General features: G+C 48.0%; 20 protein-coding genes and 1 pseudogene. 11 read left to right on the top strand and 10 right to left on the bottom strand.

Translation table 11 applies throughout. The features are described 5' to 3' along the window. Nucleotides 1-87 precede the first annotated feature (87 nt). The 6 genes from P6910_RS06230 to P6910_RS26715 all read right to left on the bottom strand — a co-directional run bounded on the left by P6910_RS06230 (nt 88) and on the right by P6910_RS26715 (nt 4,843). Complete coding sequence (locus tag P6910_RS06230) at nt 88-2,391, bottom strand: hypothetical protein (protein WP_317145416.1); 2,304 nt, start codon at nt 2,389-2,391, stop codon at nt 88-90. A 23-nt stretch (nt 2,392-2,414) separates the two neighbouring features. Then, entirely contained in the window at nt 2,415-3,611 is a 1,197-nt protein-coding gene (locus tag P6910_RS06225) for a hypothetical protein (protein ID WP_317145415.1), read from the bottom strand. A gap of 355 nt (nt 3,612-3,966) precedes the next feature. Next, entirely contained in the window at nt 3,967-4,086 is a 120-nt protein-coding gene (locus P6910_RS26730; RefSeq protein ID WP_410493923.1) for a transposase, read from the bottom strand. A gap of 73 nt (nt 4,087-4,159) precedes the next feature. Continuing rightward, nucleotides 4,160-4,291, bottom strand: a complete 132-nt coding sequence (locus P6910_RS26725) for a hypothetical protein (protein ID WP_410493922.1) — start codon at nt 4,289-4,291, stop codon at nt 4,160-4,162. A gap of 14 nt (nt 4,292-4,305) precedes the next feature. Then, nucleotides 4,306-4,701: a transposase gene (locus P6910_RS26720; protein ID WP_410493882.1), complete on the bottom strand. Its 396-nt coding sequence runs from the start codon at nt 4,699-4,701 to the stop codon at nt 4,306-4,308. Beyond that, nucleotides 4,679-4,843, bottom strand: coding sequence for a transposase family protein (locus tag P6910_RS26715; protein ID WP_410493921.1), 165 nt, complete (start codon nt 4,841-4,843; stop codon nt 4,679-4,681). The genes P6910_RS26720 and P6910_RS26715 overlap by 23 nt, the downstream gene beginning before the upstream one ends. A gap of 338 nt (nt 4,844-5,181) precedes the next feature. Between P6910_RS26715 and P6910_RS06215 the strand changes: the two genes are divergently transcribed. Further along, complete coding sequence (locus P6910_RS06215) at nt 5,182-5,619, top strand: hypothetical protein (RefSeq protein WP_317145414.1); 438 nt, start codon at nt 5,182-5,184, stop codon at nt 5,617-5,619. On the opposite strand, the gene metE is transcribed toward P6910_RS06215, so the two are convergent. Continuing rightward, a complete protein-coding gene (metE, locus tag P6910_RS06210) occupies nt 5,600-7,885 on the bottom strand; it encodes a 5-methyltetrahydropteroyltriglutamate--homocysteine S-methyltransferase (protein ID WP_317145413.1) in 2,286 nt (761 codons plus the stop codon). The genes P6910_RS06215 and metE overlap by 20 nt on opposite strands. A gap of 270 nt (nt 7,886-8,155) precedes the next feature. Here metE and P6910_RS06205 point away from each other — a divergent pair. Further along, a pseudogene (locus P6910_RS06205) lies at nt 8,156-8,476 on the top strand (LysR family transcriptional regulator); the annotation flags it as partial. A gap of 94 nt (nt 8,477-8,570) precedes the next feature. Here P6910_RS06205 and P6910_RS06200 read toward each other — a convergent pair. Next, a complete protein-coding gene (locus tag P6910_RS06200; RefSeq protein WP_317145412.1) occupies nt 8,571-9,296 on the bottom strand; it encodes a hypothetical protein in 726 nt (241 codons plus the stop codon). Between the two features lie 269 nt (nt 9,297-9,565). Here P6910_RS06200 and P6910_RS06195 point away from each other — a divergent pair, with 269 nt between their 5' ends. Continuing rightward, the gene (locus P6910_RS06195; protein ID WP_317145411.1) at nt 9,566-10,519 is read left to right on the top strand and encodes a LysR family transcriptional regulator; all 954 of its coding nucleotides are present in this window, start codon (nt 9,566-9,568) and stop codon (nt 10,517-10,519) included. A gap of 65 nt (nt 10,520-10,584) precedes the next feature. Here the strand turns inward: P6910_RS06195 and P6910_RS06190 are convergent, their stop codons facing one another. Next, nucleotides 10,585-12,174: an ATP-binding protein gene (locus P6910_RS06190; RefSeq protein WP_317145410.1), complete on the bottom strand. Its 1,590-nt coding sequence runs from the start codon at nt 12,172-12,174 to the stop codon at nt 10,585-10,587. Nucleotides 12,175-12,204: 30 nt separating this feature from the next. Next, nucleotides 12,205-12,924 carry a winged helix-turn-helix domain-containing protein gene (locus P6910_RS06185; protein ID WP_410493881.1) on the bottom strand — a complete coding sequence of 240 codons (720 nt, stop codon included), beginning with the start codon at nt 12,922-12,924 and terminating at the stop codon, nt 12,205-12,207. A 797-nt stretch (nt 12,925-13,721) separates the two neighbouring features. On the opposite strand from P6910_RS06185, the gene nrdA reads away from it, so the two are divergent. The 8 genes from nrdA to P6910_RS06145 all read left to right on the top strand — a co-directional run bounded on the left by nrdA (nt 13,722) and on the right by P6910_RS06145 (nt 23,297). Then, on the top strand, nt 13,722-15,992 hold the full coding sequence (gene nrdA, locus P6910_RS06180; protein WP_317145408.1) for a class 1a ribonucleoside-diphosphate reductase subunit alpha: 2,271 nt from the start codon (nt 13,722-13,724) through the stop codon (nt 15,990-15,992). Between the two features lie 100 nt (nt 15,993-16,092). Then, the gene (gene nrdB, locus P6910_RS06175; protein ID WP_317145407.1) at nt 16,093-17,223 is read left to right on the top strand and encodes a class Ia ribonucleoside-diphosphate reductase subunit beta; all 1,131 of its coding nucleotides are present in this window, start codon (nt 16,093-16,095) and stop codon (nt 17,221-17,223) included. 52 nt (nt 17,224-17,275) lie between these two features. After that, entirely contained in the window at nt 17,276-17,554 is a 279-nt protein-coding gene (yfaE, locus tag P6910_RS06170; protein ID WP_317145406.1) for a class I ribonucleotide reductase maintenance protein YfaE, read from the top strand. 177 nt (nt 17,555-17,731) lie between these two features. After that, nucleotides 17,732-18,997 (top strand): hypothetical protein, encoded by a 1,266-nt coding sequence (locus P6910_RS06165; RefSeq protein ID WP_317145405.1) that lies wholly within the window; start codon nt 17,732-17,734, stop codon nt 18,995-18,997. Nucleotides 18,998-19,089: 92 nt separating this feature from the next. Beyond that, nucleotides 19,090-20,934 carry an extracellular solute-binding protein gene (locus P6910_RS06160; RefSeq protein WP_317145404.1) on the top strand — a complete coding sequence of 615 codons (1,845 nt, stop codon included), beginning with the start codon at nt 19,090-19,092 and terminating at the stop codon, nt 20,932-20,934. Between the two features lie 377 nt (nt 20,935-21,311). Next, the gene (pyrB, locus tag P6910_RS06155; RefSeq protein ID WP_317145403.1) at nt 21,312-22,232 is read left to right on the top strand and encodes an aspartate carbamoyltransferase; all 921 of its coding nucleotides are present in this window, start codon (nt 21,312-21,314) and stop codon (nt 22,230-22,232) included. Between the two features lie 14 nt (nt 22,233-22,246). After that, nucleotides 22,247-22,702, top strand: a complete 456-nt coding sequence (pyrI, locus tag P6910_RS06150) for an aspartate carbamoyltransferase regulatory subunit (RefSeq protein WP_317145402.1) — start codon at nt 22,247-22,249, stop codon at nt 22,700-22,702. A gap of 307 nt (nt 22,703-23,009) precedes the next feature. Then, nucleotides 23,010-23,297, top strand: coding sequence for a hypothetical protein (locus P6910_RS06145; protein WP_317145401.1), 288 nt, complete (start codon nt 23,010-23,012; stop codon nt 23,295-23,297). Nucleotides 23,298-23,485 lie beyond the last annotated feature (188 nt).

Genomic DNA, 23,485 nt, shown 5'->3' with positions numbered 1-23,485 from the left:
TTTTATAGCACCGCACTGGCAAGCTTGCCATGAACGGATTTGGCAGACAGTTTTTTTTAGAAGCTTTATCAGACGACACAAGTCTTTTTAGAAAATACTCCCACACCCATCAAGCAACTCCAGTTCCTGACAACCCTGATAAACATCAGGATCAACATCGGATAATAAAGGGTCTTGCTTTTTTAACTGTTCTATCTCACTGCACGCCCGTTGCCGCCATTCTTCCAGTATGTGGGTAGCGCTATCGATTTGGGCTTTTTTAAGGAGGGCCACTGTATGCATAAGCTCCATTTCGCTCTCGTACTCCTCCAGTAAATTCAGTATTTCGGTGCCAAAAATTTCTGTCTGGTTGAGCTTTAACCATAAACTGGCAAATGCCGGTTTTTCTCGTTTGTCGTCTAGAATGGCCAGAATATGACCAGGTATCGGGTTGAAGGGGGCTGCTTCAACAACACCTTTTGCTCTCAGCTCTACGTTTGCGGCCAGTCTGGCTTTGCGTCTTTGGATGTATACCGGGTCATCCGAATTTAAACGCTCTTGCCATTGGTCTGCTGTCAAATAATAGCGTTCAGACATCTCAGTGATTTTCAAAAAAGTCCTGAACTGTTCCTCTGACCAGTTGCTGACGGCCATTTTTTCATCCTGTATTTTCACCTGTGGCATTGGGTAGCGGTAGTTTTGAACTCCGTCACCTGGCACCTCAACATCAAGCCACTGCCCTTTGACGGTAAAAGACATCTCATTGAGGTTCTGCATGAGCACAGCGATATAGCTCAGGGCCAATTGTTCTCCTGATGGGATAAGTCCCGAGACAGGTATCTCAACATGGTTATTGTCGGTCGTTTGCATCCCGGACAAAAAGTGATCGGGGATATCGTTATCCCAGGGTAGAAGACTATGGGTTTTGAGCAGCGCTTCAAACAGTATCTGGATGCCTTCTTTGGTGATGTCATGGTTTTTTAGTTGCAGGCAGGCTTCAAGCAGCTTCTTTAACCAATGGGAAGAATGCTCTTTGCTGAGTTTTTGCAGGGCACTTAACGAGGGAAACAGATCGAATACAGCCTGGGCATGGCTGGCATCCAGAAAACGCAGCTGATCAGCCTGTGTTAAGGGTTGCAGGATTCCCAGATAGAACCTTTGCATAAAGTCGAGTTTCAGCACTCCTGACAATGGTTGCAACAGAGCTGAATACTGCTCCCATAGTCTTTTATCCGGCAATGACTTCAACCGCTTGGCAAAATAAACAAAACGCTCCCTGTTTTCATCGGAAGAACACAGGAACATTGCTCTATTTAACACGCGCAAAGGCACGGCTTTCATTGAATGACGCCACAAAAAATGCCGATCCCGTTGATTAGCCTGAAGATAGCGTTTGACACTTTTCCCTCCAGAAGAAGATAAAAGCCCTGTCAATGATTCCAGCATCAGAAGCGTTTTAGTCTGTTCATGAAATTGGCAGAACTGTTTTAATACCGTCCATGTTAGTGACCAGTCCGGCTTAGGGGTGGAAAGATAAAGAGCGACTGTTTTTATCTGGCGATTGTATTTATCATCTCCTTCATTATCCGGGTTGATAAACTCTCCGGTAAGTTCTGTAAACAGTAACTGTTTCAGTTGTGTTTCCCGGTGTTGCAGCATCTTGATAGCAGGTAGCCCTGCTGATACCCAAAGCCTGGGCATGATTTGCAGTAGCCTGTAATTGGGCGCCCCCCGGCAACTTATCCAGTCCAGCACTTTTTTCACAGGCTCATGTTTGGGCAAGCCTTGGCCGTGATTTATGGACGAAAAGGCGCGGAACAGCTTCATATTGAGCTCGCCACCCTTGTGGTTCCATTCAGACCAGTCGAGCACCTCTTTCACTTTCTCATGTTTGAGCATACCTCTGCTATTATTCACGGATGAAAAGGTGCGGAACAGCTCCATATTGAACTCGCCATGCTTGTCTTTCCATTCCGGCCAGGCGAGCACCTCTTTCACTTGCTCATGTTTGAGGATGCCTTTACCATTGTTCATGGATGAAAAAGAGCGGAACAGCTCCATACTGAACTCGCCATCCTTGTCCTTCCATTCCGGCCAGCCCAGCACCTCTTTCACTTGCTCATGTGTGGGCACGCCTTTACCATTGTTCATGGATGAGAAAGAGCGGAACAGCTCCATATTGAACTCGCCATCCTCGTCTTTCCATTCCGGCCAGCCCAGCACCTCTTTCACTTGTTCATGTTTGAGCATGCCTTTGCCACTATTCATTGACGAGAAGGATCGGAACAACTTCGTATTAAACTCGCTATCCCTGTCTTTCCATTCTGGCCAGCCCAGTATTGCTTTCACTTGCTCATGTGTGGGCACGCCTTTGCCATTATTCATGGACGAGAAGGAATTCAATACATCCAAACTTGCAAAATATTCGAGTTCATTCAGACTACGTTCTGCGAAACTACGGATATATTTTTTTTATTACCCAGCATGCCGGTCAGCGTGCCTGTATTTTTGAAGTTTTCAGAAAAGTGCCCAAAAAAGGTGGCGGCATTATCGAAGAAACCATTAAAAGACTTTCTATCTACAAAACCAGACAGCTTATAAAAAGTGTTTTTTACAGTGATGTTTTTTTTCTTGAATACTGCCATCAGGGTTTGCATTTTTTTCAGCTCTTCCTGACTTAATTCGTACTTGATATTTGCTTTTATTTTTTCTAATGGATCATCGGGAATTTGAGTATCTGGCGGTTTCTTTTTTTTGGCCGCTGGTGCAGTAGCAACTGCTTTTGAATTATTTCTCTTTCTACCTGGCCCCTTCTTTTTTTTCTGAGCAGGTTCCAATGAATCCGGCTCTGTTTCCTGGCGGGCTCGTTTTGCTCTTTTTTTACCGTAAGTGCCTGACAGGCATTTGTTGCATAAAAACGCTGAAGCTTCTGCATTATTGGCTACACGTCTTAATTCCTGTTGATTCAGTGCTTTGTCACATTTTGAACAAGTAACAATTGAATCACCTGTATCCTGCTCAGCTGATGGACTCAGTGGATCATCGCCTCCAGGACCATTGCCGCCTTTCGAGCCGGTTACCCGGCTACGGGCAGCGGCTAGTCTCATCAGACCAGTCTGGCTTGTTGTGGCAGTTGTTGATGCTCTGGTCGTCCGGGAGGATTGGTTCTTTTTCCCGGTGCCCACCTGCCGGCCAGAATATTTACCAGGAACGATCTCACGGTAAACACTGAGTTCCTGACCATTCTCTGCCAACCATGTCTGAACCAGCCCCAGTTGAATTCTGGCAGGGTCTGACCTTTCCAGATCAAGAAGATCTGCTTCAATCACCATGATCCGGTCTGACAAAATTAGCGCCAGCACGGTTTTGCCAGTGATAATCGACCATAGCCGTTTGATTCGTAATATTTGAAGCAGTTGTCTTTTTTGTTCCAGGCATTTTTGAACAGGGCCAGGAACAAGAACAAGGGTAGGGTCAGGCAGCAGCTCTGAGTCAGGATCCCTGTTATTTCCGTCAGGTGGCTTATCGCCATCATCTCCCCCGGCAGCGCCTGTGGCGATCAGCATATTGGAATTATTCTCCAGGACTTCAAGGGGCTCAGCCACAAGATCAATGCAGTGTATTTGCTTCATTGATAACATCGGGGAGAGTGGCAGTTTAGAGACTGAAGAGGTCTGTTATTCGGCAGCAGCTGCGACAAACTGAGGGTGAACTGCATAAAATCAACCGGAAGAGGGTTGGGCTGTTCAGGTTCAGACAACTTATTGGTATACAAGAAATGTGCTGGCATTGGGTCTGAGCCTACTGGTTCCCCGGCAGGTAGCGAATCCCCAAACATTATTGTCATTAGCAGAAGCAGTGATCGAACCATCGAGAAGGCAGTTTTGTTTTTTTGTGAACATCTCATAGATTCAGGCTTGAAAAATAGCCTCGTCAGCAAAATCTGTGGGGCATTTCTGGTTCGGGCAGGTTGCCCAGTGCATGATACTAGGCGATTTCTGCACATCTACAGGTTCTGAAACCATACGATTTTCTCGTAGTGAGTTTTATCTTGGTGTTCAGACCTTCCACAATCCCGCTGGAAAATGCTTTATTTTGCCTTGAAATTCTGGATCAGTGGCCTGTGTCGCCGAACAGTTTTAGCTACTTTCTTCATCGGCTATCTTTGACAGCATGACTCTTATACACCACCAATCCAGAAACTTTCCTGCCCAGTGTGGTGAGATGTAGCCCAGAACACTTGAAAATCCTCTCTGAGCAGATAAGCTCTGACACTTTTGAGATTATAGTGAAGCACTGTATTTAACTTGATCTCTTCTTTCTCGGTCAGGTTCTCCTTCTGTTTGAGCAGACATACCTCAGTTGCTGACTACGCTCAAGGCCAAAAAAGAAGAAAAAGTTTCTAATTGTGGCTTCAGTACGATCCTGACCAACCCATAGTAGTCGGGTACAACTGCGATCAATCTGATAAACCACTGTCAGGTATTTATGTCCGAGATGGTAAGCCACTTCATCAACGCCAATGGCCTTGATATTGTCGAGTGAACGCTGCGCTTTGCCCCACTCAACCATGTACTCCACAGCGTGAAATACTTTCTCCCATGAGGTATTGAAAGTACTGGCAGCCCCTTTCCAAGACAGCTTTCTGGCCCAGTTTGCCAGAAATTGCCTATAGGCTTTGGTCAGCTCCTTCTTACCCTCAAGCCCATGGAACTTGCTCAACCTTTACGCCGCACGTCTGACATTCCACCCGGCGCATTCTATAGAGCAAGAAAACTCTGATTCCCCAGAGAGGAACAAACTCGAAACGACGCTCAGCAAGATAATCATAGCCCGGAGCAGGTTTCTGGCATCCTGAGCAGATAGTCTGGCTGTTCCTCGTGGAACAACGGCTACATTGAATACTTCACAGCCTTGGTAGAAGCCAAGTTTCACATCCTGGTAAACAAATGACTTGAGTTTATGAACTTTATTGAGGATAGTTTTTATTAGCATCAGCGGTGTTTTTATGGTTGTTTTGTCTGCTACCAAAAATCAGCTGCTGATGCTTCCACCTCTCAAATTGACTCATTTTTACCCACAGATATCCCTGAAGAGCCCAATTTCAGAGATTAGTTTCTCTAAAGCATCTATCTTTAGGCATGAAGTTATCTCACGAACAATGTCTCAGAGACAGAAGCACTAAAATTAAGGATTTTTTTGATGTCGAACAAGAATGCTCAACACTTGGATAGCCTGTATCAGAAGTTCCTGATCATACCCCTTATACTGCTGTTATCAGGGTGTTCAATGCCAGGCCATAACAAAGAAGCTACCCAAACCCAATACCAACTGGATACAAACCTGATCATTGACGAGCGCCCCCTGGAGCCCCGGAGCATTATCGTCTCGGCGGACCAGGGAGCCACTCTCTATTTTGAGGATGCGGAAAAGAGCCGACTCTATAAAGTTTTCTACCTTGTCAAGCCTGGAGAGCAAGAGGGAGAGGTAGAAATTCTCACCGGCGTCCATGCCGAGGTGATGGCTCCCTCGTTCCTGACTTATGAAGGGCAAGAGGCTTCCTTCACCGCTCCCCCTCCAGAACTCCCCGTTATTGAAGTCCAGGTCAAGGCATCACCGGTTAAGCCAGCTCATCCCTGAGTTCGTTAGCCACCTGCACCATATTGCTCAGCGCCGCTTCTACCTCGGGCCAATCACGGGTTTTAAGGCCACAGTCCGGATTGACCCATAAACGTTGCGGCGGGATTTTTTCGGCGGCTTTCTTCATCAGCTGTTTCATCCACTGTGACTCCGGAACATTCGGCGAGTGGATATCATAAACCCCCGGGCCTATCTCATTGGGGTATTCAAACCGCTCAAAAGCATCCAGTAACTCCATGTCAGATCTGGAGGTCTCAATAGTAATAACATCGGCATCCATTGCCGCGATGTATTCAATGATGTCGTTGAACTCGCTATAACACATGTGTGTGTGGATCTGGGTTTCATCCTGAACGCCACTGGCAGCAATCCTGAAGCTTTTTACTGCCCAGTTCAGGTAGTCAGGCCAGTCTTCTTTGCGCAAGGGCAAACCTTCGCGAATCGCCGGCTCATCAATCTGGATGATGCCAATACCCGCCTTTTCCAGATCCACGACTTCATCCCTGAGCGCCAGAGCAAGTTGCAGGCAGGAAACACTTCGATCGACATCTTCCCGCGGGAAAGACCAGCAGAGTATTGTTACCGGGCCTGTGAGCATACCCTTCATCCACTTACTGGTTTGGTCCTGGGCAAAACAACTCCAGTTCACAGTCATGGGCTCTGGTCTGGAAATATCACCAATAATGATGGGAGGTTTTACACAGCGGCTACCGTAGCTCTGCACCCAACCATTGCTGGTAAAGGCAAAGCCATTGAGCTGCTCACCAAAATACTCGACCATGTCATTACGTTCGGCTTCACCATGAACAAGGACATCGAGTCCGAGCGCCTCCTGTCTGGCAACAGTGTCCAGAATCTCCTTTTGCATGGCTTCTACATAGTCATGCTCACTCAGCTCGCCTTTTCTGAATAAACGACGCTGCTTTCTGATATCAACCGTCTGAGGAAAAGAGCCGATTGTCGTAGTTGGAAACAACGGCAATTTAAGTCTGGATGCCTGAACGACAGCTCTTTCTTTATAAGGCAGGTTTCGCTGGTCATCGCCACTGCTGATTCCGGCAACCCGGTTCTGAACGGCTTCATTATATATTCTCGATGACTGACTCCGGGCTTCAACCGCTTGATCCGAAGCAGCCAGAGCAGCCTGAACCTCGGGATTCCGATTGCCTGAAAGCAGACGGGCTATGATTGATACTTCCTGACACTTCTGAACTGCAAAGGCAAACCAGGATTTCAACTCATCATCCAGATCTGTTTCACATTCAAGATCAACCGGCGTATGCAGAAGTGAACAACTGGGGGCAACCCAGAGACGGTTACCCAGACGCTCGCTGGCTTCCTGAAGTTTACTGACTATAAAACGAATATCCGCTTTCCAGATATTTCTGCCGTTCACGACACCAGCTGAAAGCACTTTGTAGGAAGGCAGCCTGTCAAGGATTGCCGTCAGTTGCTCAGCATCACGAACCAGATCAATATGCAGCCCCTCAACGGGTAAATTCACTGCAGTTGTTGTTGTGCCATTAAGACCTCCAAAATAGGTCGCCAGCAGGATCTTCAGATCTTTGCCTTGCAGCCTGTTGTAAGTGGACTCAAAAGCCTGATGCCATTCGGTAGGAAGATCCAGTACCAGGATAGGTTCATCAATTTGAACCCACTCAACACCCAGTTTTGCCAACTCATTGAGTACCTGACCATAGACCTCTATAACGTCATCCAACAGTTCCAGACGATTAAACGCCTCTCCTTTCACCTTCCCAAGCCACAGCCAGGTAAGTGGACCTATCAGTGTTGGCTTGACCTTAAATCCTGCATCCAATGCTTCGCGGGTCTCACGAATAATTTCTGTAGACGACAACTTTAAGGTCTGGCCTTTATGCAACTCCGGAACAATGTAGTGATAGTTGGTATCAAACCACTTGGTCATCTCACACGCTGCTGCTGGAGTCCCGCCAGGCGCCCTGCCCCGGGCCATGCGAAACAGGGTGTCAATATCTTCACAGTCAGAATCTGCACCAAACCGTGCCGGAACGGCGCCCAGCATGAGTGAGTGATTCAACATCTGGTCGTACCAGGCAAAATCCCCAACCGGGATCAGATCCAGCCCGGCTTCCTTTTGCATAGCCCAGTGTTGCAACCTGAGGCGTTTACCTTCCTCTAAAAGCCTTTCTTTACTCAGTTCACCCTTCCAGTAGGCTTCCTGCGCTTTTTTCAGCTCGCGATTGGCACCAATGCGTGGAAAGCCACCGCTGTGTGAGATTGCCATAATCGGATTCTCCAGAGCATCCACTCTTGTTGATTCAGAGAGATTTGTTCATAACCTATGTCGACTTAAAATTACTCTGTCGTTCATGGCTATCTGTTGTCTTTTCATAATCAGCTATGGCTACGAAGTCAGTGTCCTCGCATCCAGCTGCTCATGGGTATACAGTCTGGCTCACGGAAAAAATTGAATCAAACTCATTTTACTAATAACAAAAGTGAGTAAAATTAATAATATTTTGAAAACAAACCCCTACATGAAACATTGCTTATCATGACAACCAACATAGGATTGGAACTGAGGCACCTGAAAACACTTCTTGCTCTGAAGCAGACCGGGAGTCTGGTTGAAGCAGCCAGAAGCCTGCATCTGACTCAGTCAGCTCTGTCTCACCAGATTAAGGAACTTGAAGCGCGGATTGGCATGGAGTTGTTCATCCGTAAAACACACCCTCCCAGATTTACATTTACATCAGCAGGTTTGCGTATCTTGCAGTTAGCAGATGAGCTTCCTACTCAGCTAAGGTATGCTAGGCAAGATCCGTCCACGCTGGCAGGAGGAGAGCCCGGACGCCTCAACATTGCCATTGAATGCTAAACGCTTCGCATCTCATCATTGCGTTCTGCTTTATTAAGAAACGAATGAGGCAAGATTCTCTTCGCTTTTCAGCCAAAACATTAAACGAGATCTATCCCATGGTGGCCGTGTCCACCCGACCATTGTTTTTCAGGAGTATGGTGTGCGCCTTGCCACCCCAGTTTTCGGATATTTCCACTACTTCCCAACCTGCGGCACGAGCCATACTGACAATGGCCTCTCCGGGTAGCAACCACCACCATGGTACATAGTTCGTTGTCGCAAACCCGTCTTGCCCCATATTTCGAAATCCGATGAACATACCGTCATCGTCTGTAAAACTTTCGTTATCACCAACATAAAACTCGGTGAAAATCCACTTTTGTTCTTCGCTCATACCCGGGACGAAAAGAACTTTTCCACCATCCAACTCCAAGAGACCATACTTGTTTTCTATACGTCGCGGTATACTGGCCGATGTCATCACGCAATACTCGTTGGTGATCGCACGCAGTGCTGACAGATATTGAACAGGGTTTGGCAAGTGATACATAACTCCCGAAGAGTGCGTGATATCATAGGGGCCGCAGGGCATTGTCATAATGTCGCCTGATAAGGTTTGATAGCCTTCAATTCCTTTTTGTTTCATTCGATCCTCAAAGACATGCCACCACTGGTTCACCGGCGGCAGGATGTCGATCATAGTTAGTTCTCGGGCTCCAAACTCATGTGCAACACTGAGTCGCTCCTGTTCGCCGCCCCAAAGCCCACCGATTTCCGCGAAGGATTTGTTGCGCACGATACTTTCCAGCATTCGATCACGCGAGTCTTGTTTCAAACCTGAATTTCCTCCCATGTAAACAAAGAACTGGATAATGTTGATGCATCGAACTCAGACTGAGCGTAGCTGTTTTCTCGCAAACGCACCATTTTTCAATATATTGTCTACCCATAACATACAGCTGCAAATATCTTTGCTCCCGACTTCTTCAAGGGCTATCAGTCTGGCACAGGAAAAAAGTTGAATATAAATCATTTTCCTAACGATAAAAATGAGTTAGATTAATGTTTTTTGAAAACAAACCCCTACATGAAACATTGCTTATCATGACAACCAACATAGGATTGGAACTGAGGCACCTGAAAACACTTCTTGCTCTGAAGCAGACCGGGAGTCTGGTTGAAGCAGCCAGAAGCCTGCATCTGACTCAGTCAGCCCTGTCTCACCAGATTAAGGAACTTGAAGCGCGGATTGGCATGGAGTTGTTCATCCGTAAAACCCGCCCCCCCAGGTTTACATCAGCCGGCCTGCGCATCCTGCAGTTGGCAGATGAACTTCTTCCCCAGCTAAGACACGCTGAGCAAGACCTGTTCAGGTTGTCAGGAGGAGAGTCCGGACGCCTCAACATTGCCATTGAGTGTCACAGCTGTTACCAATGGCTGATGCCAACCATTGACGCTTACCGCCAGCAATGGCCCGAAGTCGAAATGGACTTTGCCACCGGCTTCAACTTTGCCCCCTTACCCGCTCTATCCAGAGGAGAGCTGGATCTGGTGGTAACCTCTGACCCGATAGATATTCCTGGTCTGACCTATATCTCATTGTTTCGCTATGAGATGTTACTGGCTCTCTCCAGACAACATTCCTTGCTGGAAAAGGAGTGGATTGAGCCTGCTGATCTCGATGCAGAAACACTGATCATCTACCCCATTGACCACAACCGGCTTGATATCTTCAATCGCTTTTTGGATCCGGATGATGTAGAACCCAATCAGGTCAGAACGGTTGAGTTGACCCTGATGATGTTGCAGCTGGTTGCCAGTCAGCGCGGCGTTTGTGCACTGCCTAACTGGGCTCTGGCAGAATATCTTGAAAAAGACCATGTAGCAGCGAGAAAGCTGGGCAGTGGAGGTCTCTGGTCAACACTCTATGCGGGTATCCGGGTGGAACAGAAAGAACAACCCTACATCGCTGACTTTCTGGAAACAGCCAGGGAAACCTGCTTCAAAACGTTATCGGGAATTCTTCCAGCCATATCGGAAAAAGCCTTAAAGCCCTGATGGAAGGAAACGAAAAAGGCTACTTTCAAAAATAGCCTTCTTGCAAGCAGGGCTTTTCCAGTCGGTTAGCGTCTCTGCTTACGAGGCAAAACCAGACTGAACCGGGCACCACCCAGAGGGCTATGGCTGACCATTGCCCGACCGTTATGCCAGTACATAATTCGTCTCACGATAGAAAGTCCAAGGCCGTAGCCACCTGATTTTCTGGTACGACTGTCATCCAATCTTGAAAACGCTGAAAAGACTCGATCCCATTGATCCTCTGGAATACCGGGGCCATCATCGTCCACATCAACACGACAAGTGTCCTGTGTTGCAGAAAACCTGACCTCCAGTTTATTGTCTGCGTAGCGACAGGCATTACCCACCAGGTTCTGGATGGCCCGGTGCATGTAGCGACGATCAATGTCCGCAAAACGACGTGGATCAAGTATATTGCAGGGAACATGCTCAATCGCCACACGATGCTGAAGACGCTTGTGCTCAGCAACGACCTGACCAATGACCTTATCGACATCGTGCCGCTTGAAACGCACCTCGGGCGCACCCTGTTCAAGATTGGCATAGGTCAGAATCTCATCCACCAGGTTATCCAGTTCCTGAATATCCTTATCCATACCTTCTAACTGATGATCTCTTTCTTCAGGCGTTCTGGCATCAGCCACCAGGTCCAGACCAAACCTGAGCCGGGCGACAGGTGTCCTTAACTCGTGAGAGACGCCTCTGATCATTTCTTTCTGCAGGCTTAACAGTCTCTGGATATGACCCGCCATGGCATTAAATGCCTGAGCCAGACGACCAATAGAGTCGGCACCATACAGAGAGACACGGACATCAAAGTCGCCATGACTGAAACGTGTCGCTGCTCTCTCAAGCTTGCGCAGACGTTTCTCCATTCCCCGAACCAGGATATAAATAGCCAAACTCAGGGAGGTCAACACGAACAAACCAATGGTCAGCATCAGCTTGAAGGGATAAGGGTTCAGTAACCCTAATGGTCCCATTCTGAGCAAACGGGTTTCATCCGGCAGGCTTGTGTAGATAGAGACTGTCTGTGCCTCATCATCCAGCAGCATCATCATACTGTCTTTACGAAGCTGCTCCTGCTGCACAGGGAGTAATCGAGTCTGAGAAGGTTCCACCAGATGGACAGGGTAACTGAAGCTATTAACAGACAACTCTTTCAGTTTGTCTGCTCTGCTTGCGACAGGAAAACGCATTAATTTAGCTTTCAGAAGACTGAGAGTACCACTGGCTGTTTGCTCTGATATAGACGACACCACACCTTCCAGAAGAGTATCTCCCTCCAAAGGAGTCATAACCAGAGCTCTGTTCTGATCCAACATACGGACCTTGATGCCATCAGGCTTCAAAGATTTGAACTGCTCCTGGTCCAGCCCTGAATCTTCCATGCTCACGAGCTCGAAGGGAATCGCAAGGCGCTCTCCCCAGTCTTCCAGCCAGGTGTTACGTTCGGCTTCAGGTAAGGTTTCAACCGTCTCTACGATCAGACGAAAGGTTCCCCTGACCATATCTTCTCGATAGTCAGCCTGTCTCACCCCATTGATCAGCGTAACTGAAATACCTGACAGAACAGCGACAAGCACCAGCGTAAACAGGAGCCCGCCGTATATGCGTAAGAAAATACTACTCACAGGCTTCTCTACTTAAATAGCTCAGAGCACTTATTCACTTTTAACGAAGAGGTAACCTTTACTGCGAACGGTCTTGATCAAACGAGGATGCATGGGATCATCGCCAATCTTGGGTCGAATACGGGACACCCGAACATCAATGGAGCGATCCTGTCCGTCGTACTCTATACCACGCAGCTGAGAGAAAATTTCTTCCCGGCTCAAAACCCGACCCGCATTGGAGCAGAGCAACCACAGCAGATCAAACTCGGCACTGGTTAACTCTACACTCACATCGTTCAGCCAGGCTTCTCGCATAGAGTTATCCACAACCAATGGACCAAACATCAGGCGGCTGCTGCCTTGCTCTTCCTGTTCTTCCATGGGGCCCTGGTTTCGGCGCAGCAAAGCCCGGATTCTGGCCAACAGCACTCTTGGACGTACCGGTTTGGCAACATAATCGTCTGCACCCATTTCCAGCCCCAGAACTTCATCCAGGTCATCGGTCCGTGCGGTCAGCATCAGAATTTGTCCAGCGTACTGCCCACGAACACGGCGACAGATGGAAACACCATCTTCTCCTGGCAGCATCAGATCCAACACCACCAGATCGGGGCGCTCTTCAAGAATACGATCAACCGCTTTACCACCATCACCTTCTATAGAGACCGAGAGTCCATTGTTCTCGAGATAGTCCCTGGTGAGTGTGGCCAACCGCTCATCGTCCTCAACTATCAGGATTCGACCTGTTTCTGAATTCTCCACAGCCAAACTTCCAAAGATTATTAAAATGAAGACTACAAGCCCGACGGTAATTGTCAGGCTCAGCTCACGGATACTACTACAGCATTGCTTTAGAGTCCCTAGGTGACCGGGAAATTCCCCAAAAGGTCATTTTTTTGCACTAAAAACCTGCATTTGTGAAACACTCTGTGTTGAGTTTCACACTCTTTTGGTGCTCCCTCCTGAATACTACTTATTTCTTATTGATTTATACTTATTTATGACTTTTTATTATATATAGAGTCTGGCCTGTGCCGGCAGATCTGTAGAATACTGAAAGCCGTGTCAGTAAAAGCAGTCAGGCCGTTTGCAAGTACTAACACTGCAAAAAACTCACAAGTTATGCACAATTTTTCCACTAAATTTCAAACTTGAACTTCTGCCAATAGCGCATTATCTTGTGTATATACAAGGTCGTCACACAACATCTTGTGTTGGTTAACCGAACAGTTAACCAGGTAGTTAGATGACATGGTTAGTACATTGTTGGGTGGTGTGCCGAACTGAAAGACAGAATCTGTGAAGTCGCTAACGAAAGGGATTTGTGGCGCAGGCGCTGCGGTATCAGGGAAGAAAAGCTGACAGGTCACTCAGGACAGCATCTGGCTCCTGAAAACACCTCTTCGAGACAGTTTTTACTGCGGGATCAGTGACCTGCGGATTTTTCTCGGCTCAACCCTCTGCGACACGACTCCTGCACCCAAGACAGGGGCTGGCATTCAGTAGTAGCCGAAACATAAAAATACAATATCTTGAGTTTTATTTTTTACTGGTAAGGGCTTTTAATGAACAAAGATATCCTGGTCACCAAGCGCGACGGAGACAAGGAGCAGCTGGATCTGGAGAAGATCCACAAGGTGATCACCTGGGCTGCTGAAGGACTGAACAACGTTTCCGTTTCCGAAGTTGAACTTAAATCACAAATTCAGTTCTACGATGGCATACAGACCACAGATATCCACGAAACACTGATCAAGTCAGCCGCCGACCTGATCTCCGAACAGGCTCCTGACTACCAGTATCTGGCGGCCCGTCTGGCCATCTTCCATCTGCGCAAAAAAGCGTACGGCCAGTTCGAGCCACCCGGGCTCTACGACCACGTTGTCAAACTGGCAGAAATGAAGAAGTACGACGCTCATCTTCTTCATGATTACAGTGAAGCTGACTTCAACGCCATGAATGGCTTTATTGATCACAAGCGTGACATGGACTTCAGCTACGCTGCCGTTAAACAGCTGGAAGGCAAATATCTGGTTCAGAACCGGGTCACTGGTGAATATTATGAAAGCCCCCAAATGCTTTACATGCTGATCGGTGCCTGCCTGTTTGCCAGCTACCCGAAAGAGACCCGGCTGGATTATATTGAGCGTTTCTACAAAGCTGTCTCTACATTCAAGCTTTCTCTGCCAACACCCATTATGGCCGGTGTTCGCACACCTACCCGCCAGTTCAGTTCCTGTGTATTGATTGAGTGTGGTGACTCGCTGGATTCTATCAATGCGACATCCAGCGCCATCGTTAAATATGTTTCCCAACGCGCAGGCATTGGTATCAATGCTGGCGGTATTCGTGCCATTGGCAGCCCGATCCGTAACGGTGAAGCTTTCCATACAGGCTGTATTCCTTTTTACAAGCACTTCCAGACAGCGGTTAAGTCCTGCTCACAGGGGGGGGTTCGTGGCGGCGCAGCGACTCTGTTCTACCCTATCTGGCACTTCGAAGTTGAGAATCTGCTGGTTCTGAAGAATAACCGGGGTGTTGAAGAAAACCGTGTTCGTCATCTGGATTACGGCGTTCAGTTCAACCGCCTGATGTATCAGCGCCTGATTACAGGTGGCAACATCTCTCTATTTTCTCCGATTGATGTTCCGGGATTGTACGATGCTTTTTTTGAAGATCAGGAAAAGTTTGAAGCGCTTTACGTCAGGTACGAACAGGATCCAAACATCCGCAAAAAGACTCTGAAAGCAGTAGAACTGTTCTCACTGTTTGCGTCCGAGCGCGCCAGTACCGGCCGTATTTACCTTCAGAATGTTGACCACTGCAACACTCACAGCCCATTCGACCCGACAGTAGCTCCGGTTCGCCAGAGCAACCTCTGCCTGGAAATTGCACTGCCTACCAAGCCTCTCGAGCATGTAATGGATGAAGAAGGTGAAATCGCACTGTGCACCCTGGCTGCTTTCAATCTGGGTAAGCTTGATAGCCTGGACGAACTGGAAGAGATGAGTAACCTTCTGGTCCGTGCGCTGGATAACCTGCTGGACTATCAGGATTATCCTCTGCCAGCGGCATACAATGCCACCATGGCACGTCGCCCTCTGGGAATTGGCGTGATCAACTTTGCCAACTACCTGGCTAAAAACGGTGTTCGTTATTCTGATGGCTCAGCCAACGGGCTGACTCATAAAACCTTTGAAGCCATTCAGTACTATTTGCTGAAAGCTTCTAACCAGCTGGCAAAAGAGAAAGGCACCTGCACCAAGTTCCATGAGACCACTTACTCTCAGGGCATCCTGCCTGTAGATACCTACAAGAAGGACCTGGACGAAGTCTGCAGCGAAGAACTTCACCTGGACTGGGAAGCTCTGCGCAGCGAGATCAAGCATCACGGTCTGCGTAACTCAACACTGACTGCCCTGATGCCTTCCGAGACTTCATCACAGATCAGTAACGCCACCAATGGCATTGAACCACCACGTGGCTATGTCAGCGTCAAGGCCAGCAAGGACGGTATCCTGAAGCAGGTTGTACCGGACTTCGAAGAGCTGCGTAACAACTATGAACTGCTATGGGATATCAACAGTAACGACGGTTACCTCCAGCTGGTTGCGATCATGCAGAAGTTTGTTGATCAGACCATTTCGGCCAACACCAACTACGATCCTGCTCGGTTCGAAGGTGGCAAGGTGCCAATGAAGCTCCTTCTAAAAGACCTTCTGACAGCCTACAAGCTGGGTGTGAAGACCCTTTACTATCACAACACCCGTGATGGTGCGTCAGACGGCCAGGAAGAAACAGATGAAGGCTGTGCAGGCGGCGCTTGTAAAATTTGACGAAAGTCGGAACCGGGACACTGGAACAGTGTCCCATTTAAATCAGGGTTAACAGCAACTGGACGAGGCCGGCCCTTCCTGGCCCAGAAGCAGAGAAAACATGAGCTACTCGACTTTCAACCAAGAAAAGTTCAATGCCACTCAGGAACCTATGTTTTTTGGACGGGGTGTTAACGTCTCCCGTTATGATGTCCAGAAACACCCGATCTTTGAAAAGCTGATCGAAAAGCAGCTTTCATTCTTCTGGCGCCCGGAAGAGGTCGACTTATCGACCGACCGCAGTGACTTCGCTCATCTGCCAGAACATGAAAAACACATCTTCCTGAGCAACCTTAAATATCAGACCCTGCTGGACTCTGTGCAGGGTCGTTCACCTAATGTTGCCCTGCTACCCATTGTTTCCCTGCCTGAGCTGGAAACCTGGATTGAGACCTGGGCCTTTAGTGAAACGATTCACTCCCGCTCTTACACCCATATTATTCGTAACATCATCACTGAACCTTCCGTGGTTTTTGATGATATTGTGAATAACGAGGCCATTGTCAAAAGGGCAGCAGACATCACCCGTTACTACGATGATCTGATCGAAGGAGTCTCCCAGCTCAACATGCTGGGTGAAGGCACTCACCTGATCAAAGGTAAGGAAGTAAAGGTTTCCGTCAGGGATCTGAAGCGAAAACTTTACCTGACCCTGGTATCGGTCAACGTTCTCGAAGCCATTCGTTTCTACGTCAGCTTTGCCTGCAGCTTTGCTTTTGCTGAGCGTTCCACCATGGAAGGCAATGCAAAAATCATCAAACTGATCGCCCGTGACGAAGCCCTGCACCTGACCGGCACCCAACACATACTGCAAATCATGGCCGAAGGTAAAGACGATCCGGAAATGGCTGAAATTGCTATTGAGCTTCAGGCAGAAGCCAGACAAATCTTTATTGCTGCTGCTGAGCAGGAAAAAGAATGGGCTGAATACCTATTCCAGAATGGCTCAATGATTGGTTTGAACAAAGACATACTCAGCCAGTACGTGGAATACATCACCAACCAGAGAATGGTAGCCCTGGGCTTTGAACCCGCTTTTCCATCTCGCCAGAACCCTCTGCCCTGGATGAATAGCTGGCTCAACAGCGACGCTGTTCAGGTAGCACCTCAGGAAGTGGAAGTCAGCTCTTACCTGGTGGGCCAGATTGATAACGAAGTCCAGACCGATGACTTCAGCAACTTCTCACTGTAAGAGTGATAATAAGGTGGCCGGAAGACTGGCCACCTCTCACCGGGAGACCCTCATGGCCAACATCGTCAAGATACTGGATGGCTTCAGCTTTATTTCCAGAAGTGACCTCAACCTGCTGGAAGCGCTTGAATCACAGAAGGTAGATATTGAATACCAATGCCGTGAGGGATTCTGTGGTAGTTGTCAGGTTGAACTGGTGGCTGGTGAAGTGGAATACTTTGCTGAGCCCGTCGCGTTTGTCCCCGATGGAAAAATCCTGCCCTGTTGCTGCCATGCCAAAAGCGACCTCACTATTGAGATCCCCGGTGGCTGTCATATCAAAAAAGAGTAATGACCGGAAAACAGACCTCTTTTTATAAAAAAAATTCAAATTTAATTTTATATAACTATTAGAAATAAAAAACGTTTTGCCTTACCCCCAATCAACCAGTCGTTTCCCTGAACTAAAACGCTTCCGCTTTGTCCAATACTTTATAGGCGGCAGAGTATTCAGGGAGGTATCGTGACTATGACAGGGAAATCGGCATCACTACGCCCTCGTTTTACGCTGCTTATTCTGCTGGTCAGCACACTCTCAGCGCTTGGATTAAGCCATAACGCATTCGCCGTGGGCGACAGTCTTGGGGATTATCAGGCACGCGGATTTCTCAAAACAGACGCCCCTTTGTCTGTTCTCAACCTGAAATATCCCCGCCCGGCAGACAGCATTCCTTACATTGGGCCTTTTGATTCTGAAAAGCTCAATTTCAACAAGATCCCGGAATCCGACCCCATTCGAGGTTACATTCACTCTCCTGCCGAAAGAGAAAACGTTGAGCGCTGGTATCGCGGCAATGTTCAGTTTATGGAAGAAGAAGTGGCCAGGATGGCTGAGTTCAGGCAGCGCCTGAAAGCACTCTATCCCTATGCATATGCCAGTTACCTGTCTTATCGCTACAAAGTTAGCAGTGACAAAGGAGGGATCAAAGAGGCTCTTGAAGAGCGCCTGACTCATATTCAATATCGCAACGCAGTCAAGACAGATGTCCCTGAAAAATGGCTGACACAGGGGGTATTTGACACTCGACACGAAACAAACCGAATCTATGATCACAAGGATTCCGGGCTGAAAGCCAGAGTCCTGCTCCACACCTCAGAAAACAAGATTCTCATAGCCTTCACCGGGACAGAATTTGACAGCCTTAACTCTCTGGCTAATGCAGTCTGGACACAGGGTGGCTATGGATATGGCTATCTGACTCAGATCACCTCCAGCTTATACCGCTTCATCACTGGCAGCAGTTATTTTCCGCTGGAAGTGCCGATGCTGAGAAGAGCCTTAGAGCTCACTGTCGATCTTTATGAGCACTATCCTGACCATGAGTTTGAGTTGACGGGCTCTTCTCTGGGTGGCGCAATCGCCCAATATGTTTCGTTTAAAACTCGATTCAAAGCAGTGGTATTTAACAGTCTTGCCCTGAACTCAGCCATCTACTGGCAAGTTCAAAACGAAGAACCTGACCTGAAACCCGAAGCTCTCATCACACATGCTTATCTGGACGGGGAGCTCTTGAACGATACCACCCAGGGACATTTTATCCAGGGTCCGGCTGACGCTATCTATGCCCGGGGCAGCCTGCCTGTTGAAGGGCTGGAGATCCCCGTACCCGCTTCTGAGAAGTCGCTGCATGGATTAGGTCAGTTCTGGTCTCGACACCTTGCCAGTGGACTGCTTAGAGCGCTTGAAGCCAACATCCAGCTTAACCTTCCACCACTGCTGCCGGGACAGTCATAGGCCTGAGCAAAGAGCAGAAGAGCTGAGCTATATTTCTCCCAACCGTTCTTTCCCCGTGCATCCACCTCGACACAAAAAAGGCTGAAGATATTGTGAGCAGAGTTGTTTCCAGCAACCATCTATACAAGATTTATGGCTCCAGAATCAGAATAATAAAAAGCCTTCTCCTCAGTCTCTGCCTGACAAGCTCTCTGGCTGCCCAAAGTGAGGTATATATTGAAAAGTCCTTCACTCTGATCGGTACCCACAAATATCCGGACAGCTTTACTCATTTTGCTTACACAAACCCCAATGCCCCTAAAGGTGGCGTTCTGAGACTGGCCAGGACAGGCTCATTCGATACCCTGAATCCATTTAATGGCAAAGGAACCATTCCTGATTACCTTTACCACACCTACGGCTCATTAATGACCCGGTCAGCCGACGAACCCCACTCTCTTTATCCCTTTCTGGCCGAAGCCATCGAATACCCTGACGACTTCAGTTGGGTTGCCTTTCATATCAACCCGGCAGCAAAGTTCAGTGACAACCATCCTCTCACTTCAAAAGATGTTGTATTTACCTTTGAGTTATTCAAAAAGGAAGGCTCACCCTTTTTGAAAAACCTCTATAAAGACGTAGTCAGAGTTGAAAAAACGTCGCCTTACCGAGTCATTTTTTATCTGGACAAACCCGGCAAGAAACAGCTTGCCCTGCTGGGTTACCTTCGCGTACTTCCCCATCATTACTGGCACGCCAGAAACTTTCAGGACAAACACCTGATCAGCCCGGTGACCAGTGGTCCCCTGAAGGTCAAGCAGGTCAGATTAGGTCAAAACATCACTTTTGAGCGAGTCCGGGATTACTGGGCCATGAATCTTCCCAGCCAGAAAGGAAGATACAATTTTGACGAAATCAGGGTGGACTATTATCGTGACCATCAGGCTGTAATCGAAGGTTTCAGAGCGGGGCTTTACGATGTTCATCAGGAGACAGACTCTCAAAAGTGGCATCAGTCATTCAGTTTCCCGGCGGTAAAGGAAGGTCGAGTGCTGAAGCAAGACATTGCAATGCTCTATCCATCGGGCATGAGTGCCCTGGCCTTTAACCTTCGCAGGGGTAAGTTCAAAAACCCGGCTCTTCGTCAGGCTTTAATCATGGCCTTCGATTTCGAATGGATTAACAGAACTCTGCTGAATTGTGATTTTCAGCGTACTACGAGTTTTTTCGCCAACTCGCCTCTTGCAGCCAAAGGCTTGCCTACGGAAGAAGAACTCAAGCTGCTAGAACCGTTTCAGGAGCAGTTACCCGATGAACTTTTCAAGCAAGCTATCAGCGTCCCTGTTTCAGACGGAAGCGGTAAAAACAGGGAGAATGTCAGGAAAGCTCTGTCTCTCTTTAAAAAAGCGGGATACCGGCTGGAAAACGGTCGAATGATAGAAGCAGACTCAGGCAAGCCTCTCACTCTCAACCTCCTGACCGAGGACCCTAAACAGGAGCGCCTGTTACTTTCTTACCGCAAAAGTCTTGCTGATCTTGGCATAACACTGAATATAAATACTCTCGACAAAAGCCTGTTCCGAAAAAGAGTCAGGGCGTTCGATTTCGAACTGGTGGACTGGTATTTCTGGCAATCCACATACCCGGGCAACGAGCTTTATGACATGTGGAGCAGCAGAGTCGTAATGGAAAAACACAGTGGTAACATTGTCGGTATCACCAACCCGGTCATTGACCACTTGCTGGCCAAAGCAACAAAAGCAGACAACTACGAAAAACTGACACCCATTGTCAGGGCTATGGACCGGGTGCTGATGTGGGGCCACTATGTCATTCCCAAATGGCATACTCAAAAGACTCATCTGGCCTACTGGCATTATCTTGATCATCCACCACAAGACCATCTTTACTGGCTCGACCTGAATAACTGGTGGTACAGACCAAACCAGAGTCTTTAGCCAAACAGAAAAACACTGCCAACAAGTTCTTGATTTGGGGGTTGGCATCGGTAGAATACTTGGCAATTTGCTTAAGAAGGCTTGCCTGAAGGCACGAGCTTCTTTAACTTAGGTCTAAAACGATTTAATGCATAGAGGCTGTTAAAGCTGAAACGTATACTGTCACGGACACGCGCGGATGACATCCGAAACTGGCTGTTATGGCTCAAACTCACGTCTGAGCAGGATGCCAAGCGGCATCGGCAGTGATCCGTTTTTCAGAAAAAAAGCCCCTTTATCAGGGGCTTTTTTTTGGCTTGTGCTTTCCATATAGCTCCAAAGGCTATTTGGCACCAGCGCCCAACTCTACACCCTTACTCAGGAACAGGTAACTCTTGATGGAAAACCAGCTCTATCTGAGGGACATCATTTCCATAGCAGACCTGAATCGTTCAGACCTTGAACAGATTCTGGAGACTGCCGCCCAGCTTAAAACAAAGCCACGTCCTGATCTGCTGAAGGGCAAGGTGATTGCCAGCTGCTTCTTCGAGGCTTCCACCCGTACCCGTCTCTCATTCGAAACCGCTGTTCAAAGGCTGGGAGGAACCCTGATTGGTTTCTCTGACAGCAGTAACACTTCGGCCAAGAAAGGCGAAACATTGGCCGACTCAGTCAAAATCATCAGTTCCTATACCGATGCCTACATCATGCGTCACCCTCAGGAAGGCGCGGCAAGACTAGCCTCTGAATTCGCTAATGTCCCCATCATCAATGGCGGTGACGGTTCCAACCAGCACCCGACACAGACATTGCTGGACCTGTTCAGTATTCAGGAATGTCAGGGGACGCTGGACGATCTGACCATTACCTTTGTCGGTGACCTTAAATACGGCAGAACCGTTCATTCATTGGTTCAGGCTATGTCACTGTTCGGTGCCAAATTTAACTTTATCGCACCCGATGCCCTTTCAATGCCCGATTACCTGCTGGAAGAACTGGAGGAAAAAGGCATTCATTACCGCAAAGCCGGGACTATTGAAGAAATGGTCCCAGAATCTGACATTATCTATATGACACGGGTTCAAAAAGAGCGCTTTGATGAAACTGAATACATGCACATGGCCTCTAAATATATTCTGGGTGTCGACACTCTGAATGGGGCCAGAGAGAACCTGAAAATTCTTCACCCCCTGCCCCGGGTCGACGAGATAGAAGTGGCTGTCGATGACACACCTTATGCCTACTATTTTCAGCAGGCCGAGAATGGGGTCTATGCCCGTCAGGCACTTCTGGCTCTGGTTTTGAACGAAAGTATCTGAAGGGAGACACAGCAATGACCAACAAGCTTCAGGTTGAAGCCATTCGCAAGGGCACCGTCATTGACCATATCCCCGCAGGTCAGGGTGTTAAAATTCTGGATCGCCTGCAATTGCTGGACTCCAATGTCAGCATTACCGTGGGCTTTAACCTGCCCAGCAAGGCTCAGGGTCGCAAAGATATTATTAAAGTGACTGGCCTGAAGTTCACTGAACAAGAAGCCAATCAGCTGGCCCTGTTCGCCCAGGGAGCCACCATCAATGTCATCGACGAATACCAGGTCGTTGATAAATTCAAAATGACGGTTCCCGAGACGCTCAGAGGCGCTTTTCCCTGCCCTAACTCAAACTGCATCACTCACAATGAGCCTGTGAGCAGCTATTTCTACCTGCGGGAAAAAGACGACGATATTCGACTGAAGTGTCACTATTGCGAGAAGTCATTCAGCAAGGATATTGTTTCCGAACTCTGACTATTGACAAGAAATCCCCCTCTGGTTTTTGTGAATTATTGGGGGATTCCCTGTCAATTAGATAAGTCTGCCCTGGCACGACAGAACTTCCGATTATCATTTGTTTCGCTAAACCGGGCGGTTCCTGAGGAACCATTTCCCCTAGACCTATGTCTAATGGTTGCATGAGAGAAAACTGCGTATCTTTAGAATTGATCTTCATGAAAAAGAGGTTATCTGGTCACCATTAGCGGATTTTCCCGGATAACAGAGCATACAGTTCCTAACATTGAGGTGTCCTATGGAAATAGCGCCAGTGCAATACATTATGAACGTACTGAATCAGGGTTATGAGAAAGGCCCGGAGACCGAAACCGAAACGCTGGCTGCCAAAATCCAGAAGTTCGCCGAAGAAGCGAGTTTTTTTTTCAAGGGACGCCCCCTGAAACCTATGCCTGATCAACCTCTGATGTTGATACTCTACAAATCGAAACTCCGCAGAAAAAAGAGAAAAATCAGCAAAAAAGGCAAGCTGGACAAACTCTTCATGCGTAAAAGAAAACATGAAGAACAGGACAGCCCGGATTACAGCGACGTGAATGATCAATCATTTTAGCAATCACCCGCCAGATACCTTAGAATCCCTCTGGAATGCCGCAGCCTTGCAGATCCAGTTTCCTGCGGCGCGTTGCTGCTGAGTAGGTACCTGACTGTTAACAGACAGGTACCTGAAGGCCTCTTTCTCTTTCTGTTTGCCCGACTCTTTAACACCAGGGCGGAGATACCCGTCATCAGCAGATTCAA

The organism is Endozoicomonas sp. 8E, assembly GCF_032883915.1.
Classification (GTDB): Bacteria; Pseudomonadota; Gammaproteobacteria; order Pseudomonadales; family Endozoicomonadaceae; genus Endozoicomonas_A.
Note: the sequence above shows the minus strand (reverse complement) of the source record. Positions and strands in the feature narration are given on the sequence as shown.

Excerpts from the sequence above, each read along its gene's own strand:
- P6910_RS06225 (WP_317145415.1), bottom strand. The coding sequence starts at position 3,611 with ATGAAGCAAATACACTGCATTGATCTTGTGGCTGAGCCCCTTGAAGTC.
- P6910_RS06215 (WP_317145414.1), top strand. The coding sequence starts at position 5,182 with ATGTCGAACAAGAATGCTCAACACTTGGATAGCCTGTATCAGAAGTTC.
- metE (WP_317145413.1), bottom strand. The coding sequence starts at position 7,885 with ATGGCAATCTCACACAGCGGTGGCTTTCCACGCATTGGTGCCAATCGC.
- P6910_RS06195 (WP_317145411.1), top strand. The coding sequence starts at position 9,566 with ATGACAACCAACATAGGATTGGAACTGAGGCACCTGAAAACACTTCTT.
- nrdA (WP_317145408.1), top strand. The coding sequence starts at position 13,722 with ATGAACAAAGATATCCTGGTCACCAAGCGCGACGGAGACAAGGAGCAG.
- nrdB (WP_317145407.1), top strand. The coding sequence starts at position 16,093 with ATGAGCTACTCGACTTTCAACCAAGAAAAGTTCAATGCCACTCAGGAA.
- yfaE (WP_317145406.1), top strand. The coding sequence starts at position 17,276 with ATGGCCAACATCGTCAAGATACTGGATGGCTTCAGCTTTATTTCCAGA.
- P6910_RS06165 (WP_317145405.1), top strand. The coding sequence starts at position 17,732 with ATGACAGGGAAATCGGCATCACTACGCCCTCGTTTTACGCTGCTTATT.
- pyrB (WP_317145403.1), top strand. The coding sequence starts at position 21,312 with ATGGAAAACCAGCTCTATCTGAGGGACATCATTTCCATAGCAGACCTG.
- pyrI (WP_317145402.1), top strand. The coding sequence starts at position 22,247 with ATGACCAACAAGCTTCAGGTTGAAGCCATTCGCAAGGGCACCGTCATT.
- P6910_RS06145 (WP_317145401.1), top strand. The coding sequence starts at position 23,010 with ATGAACGTACTGAATCAGGGTTATGAGAAAGGCCCGGAGACCGAAACC.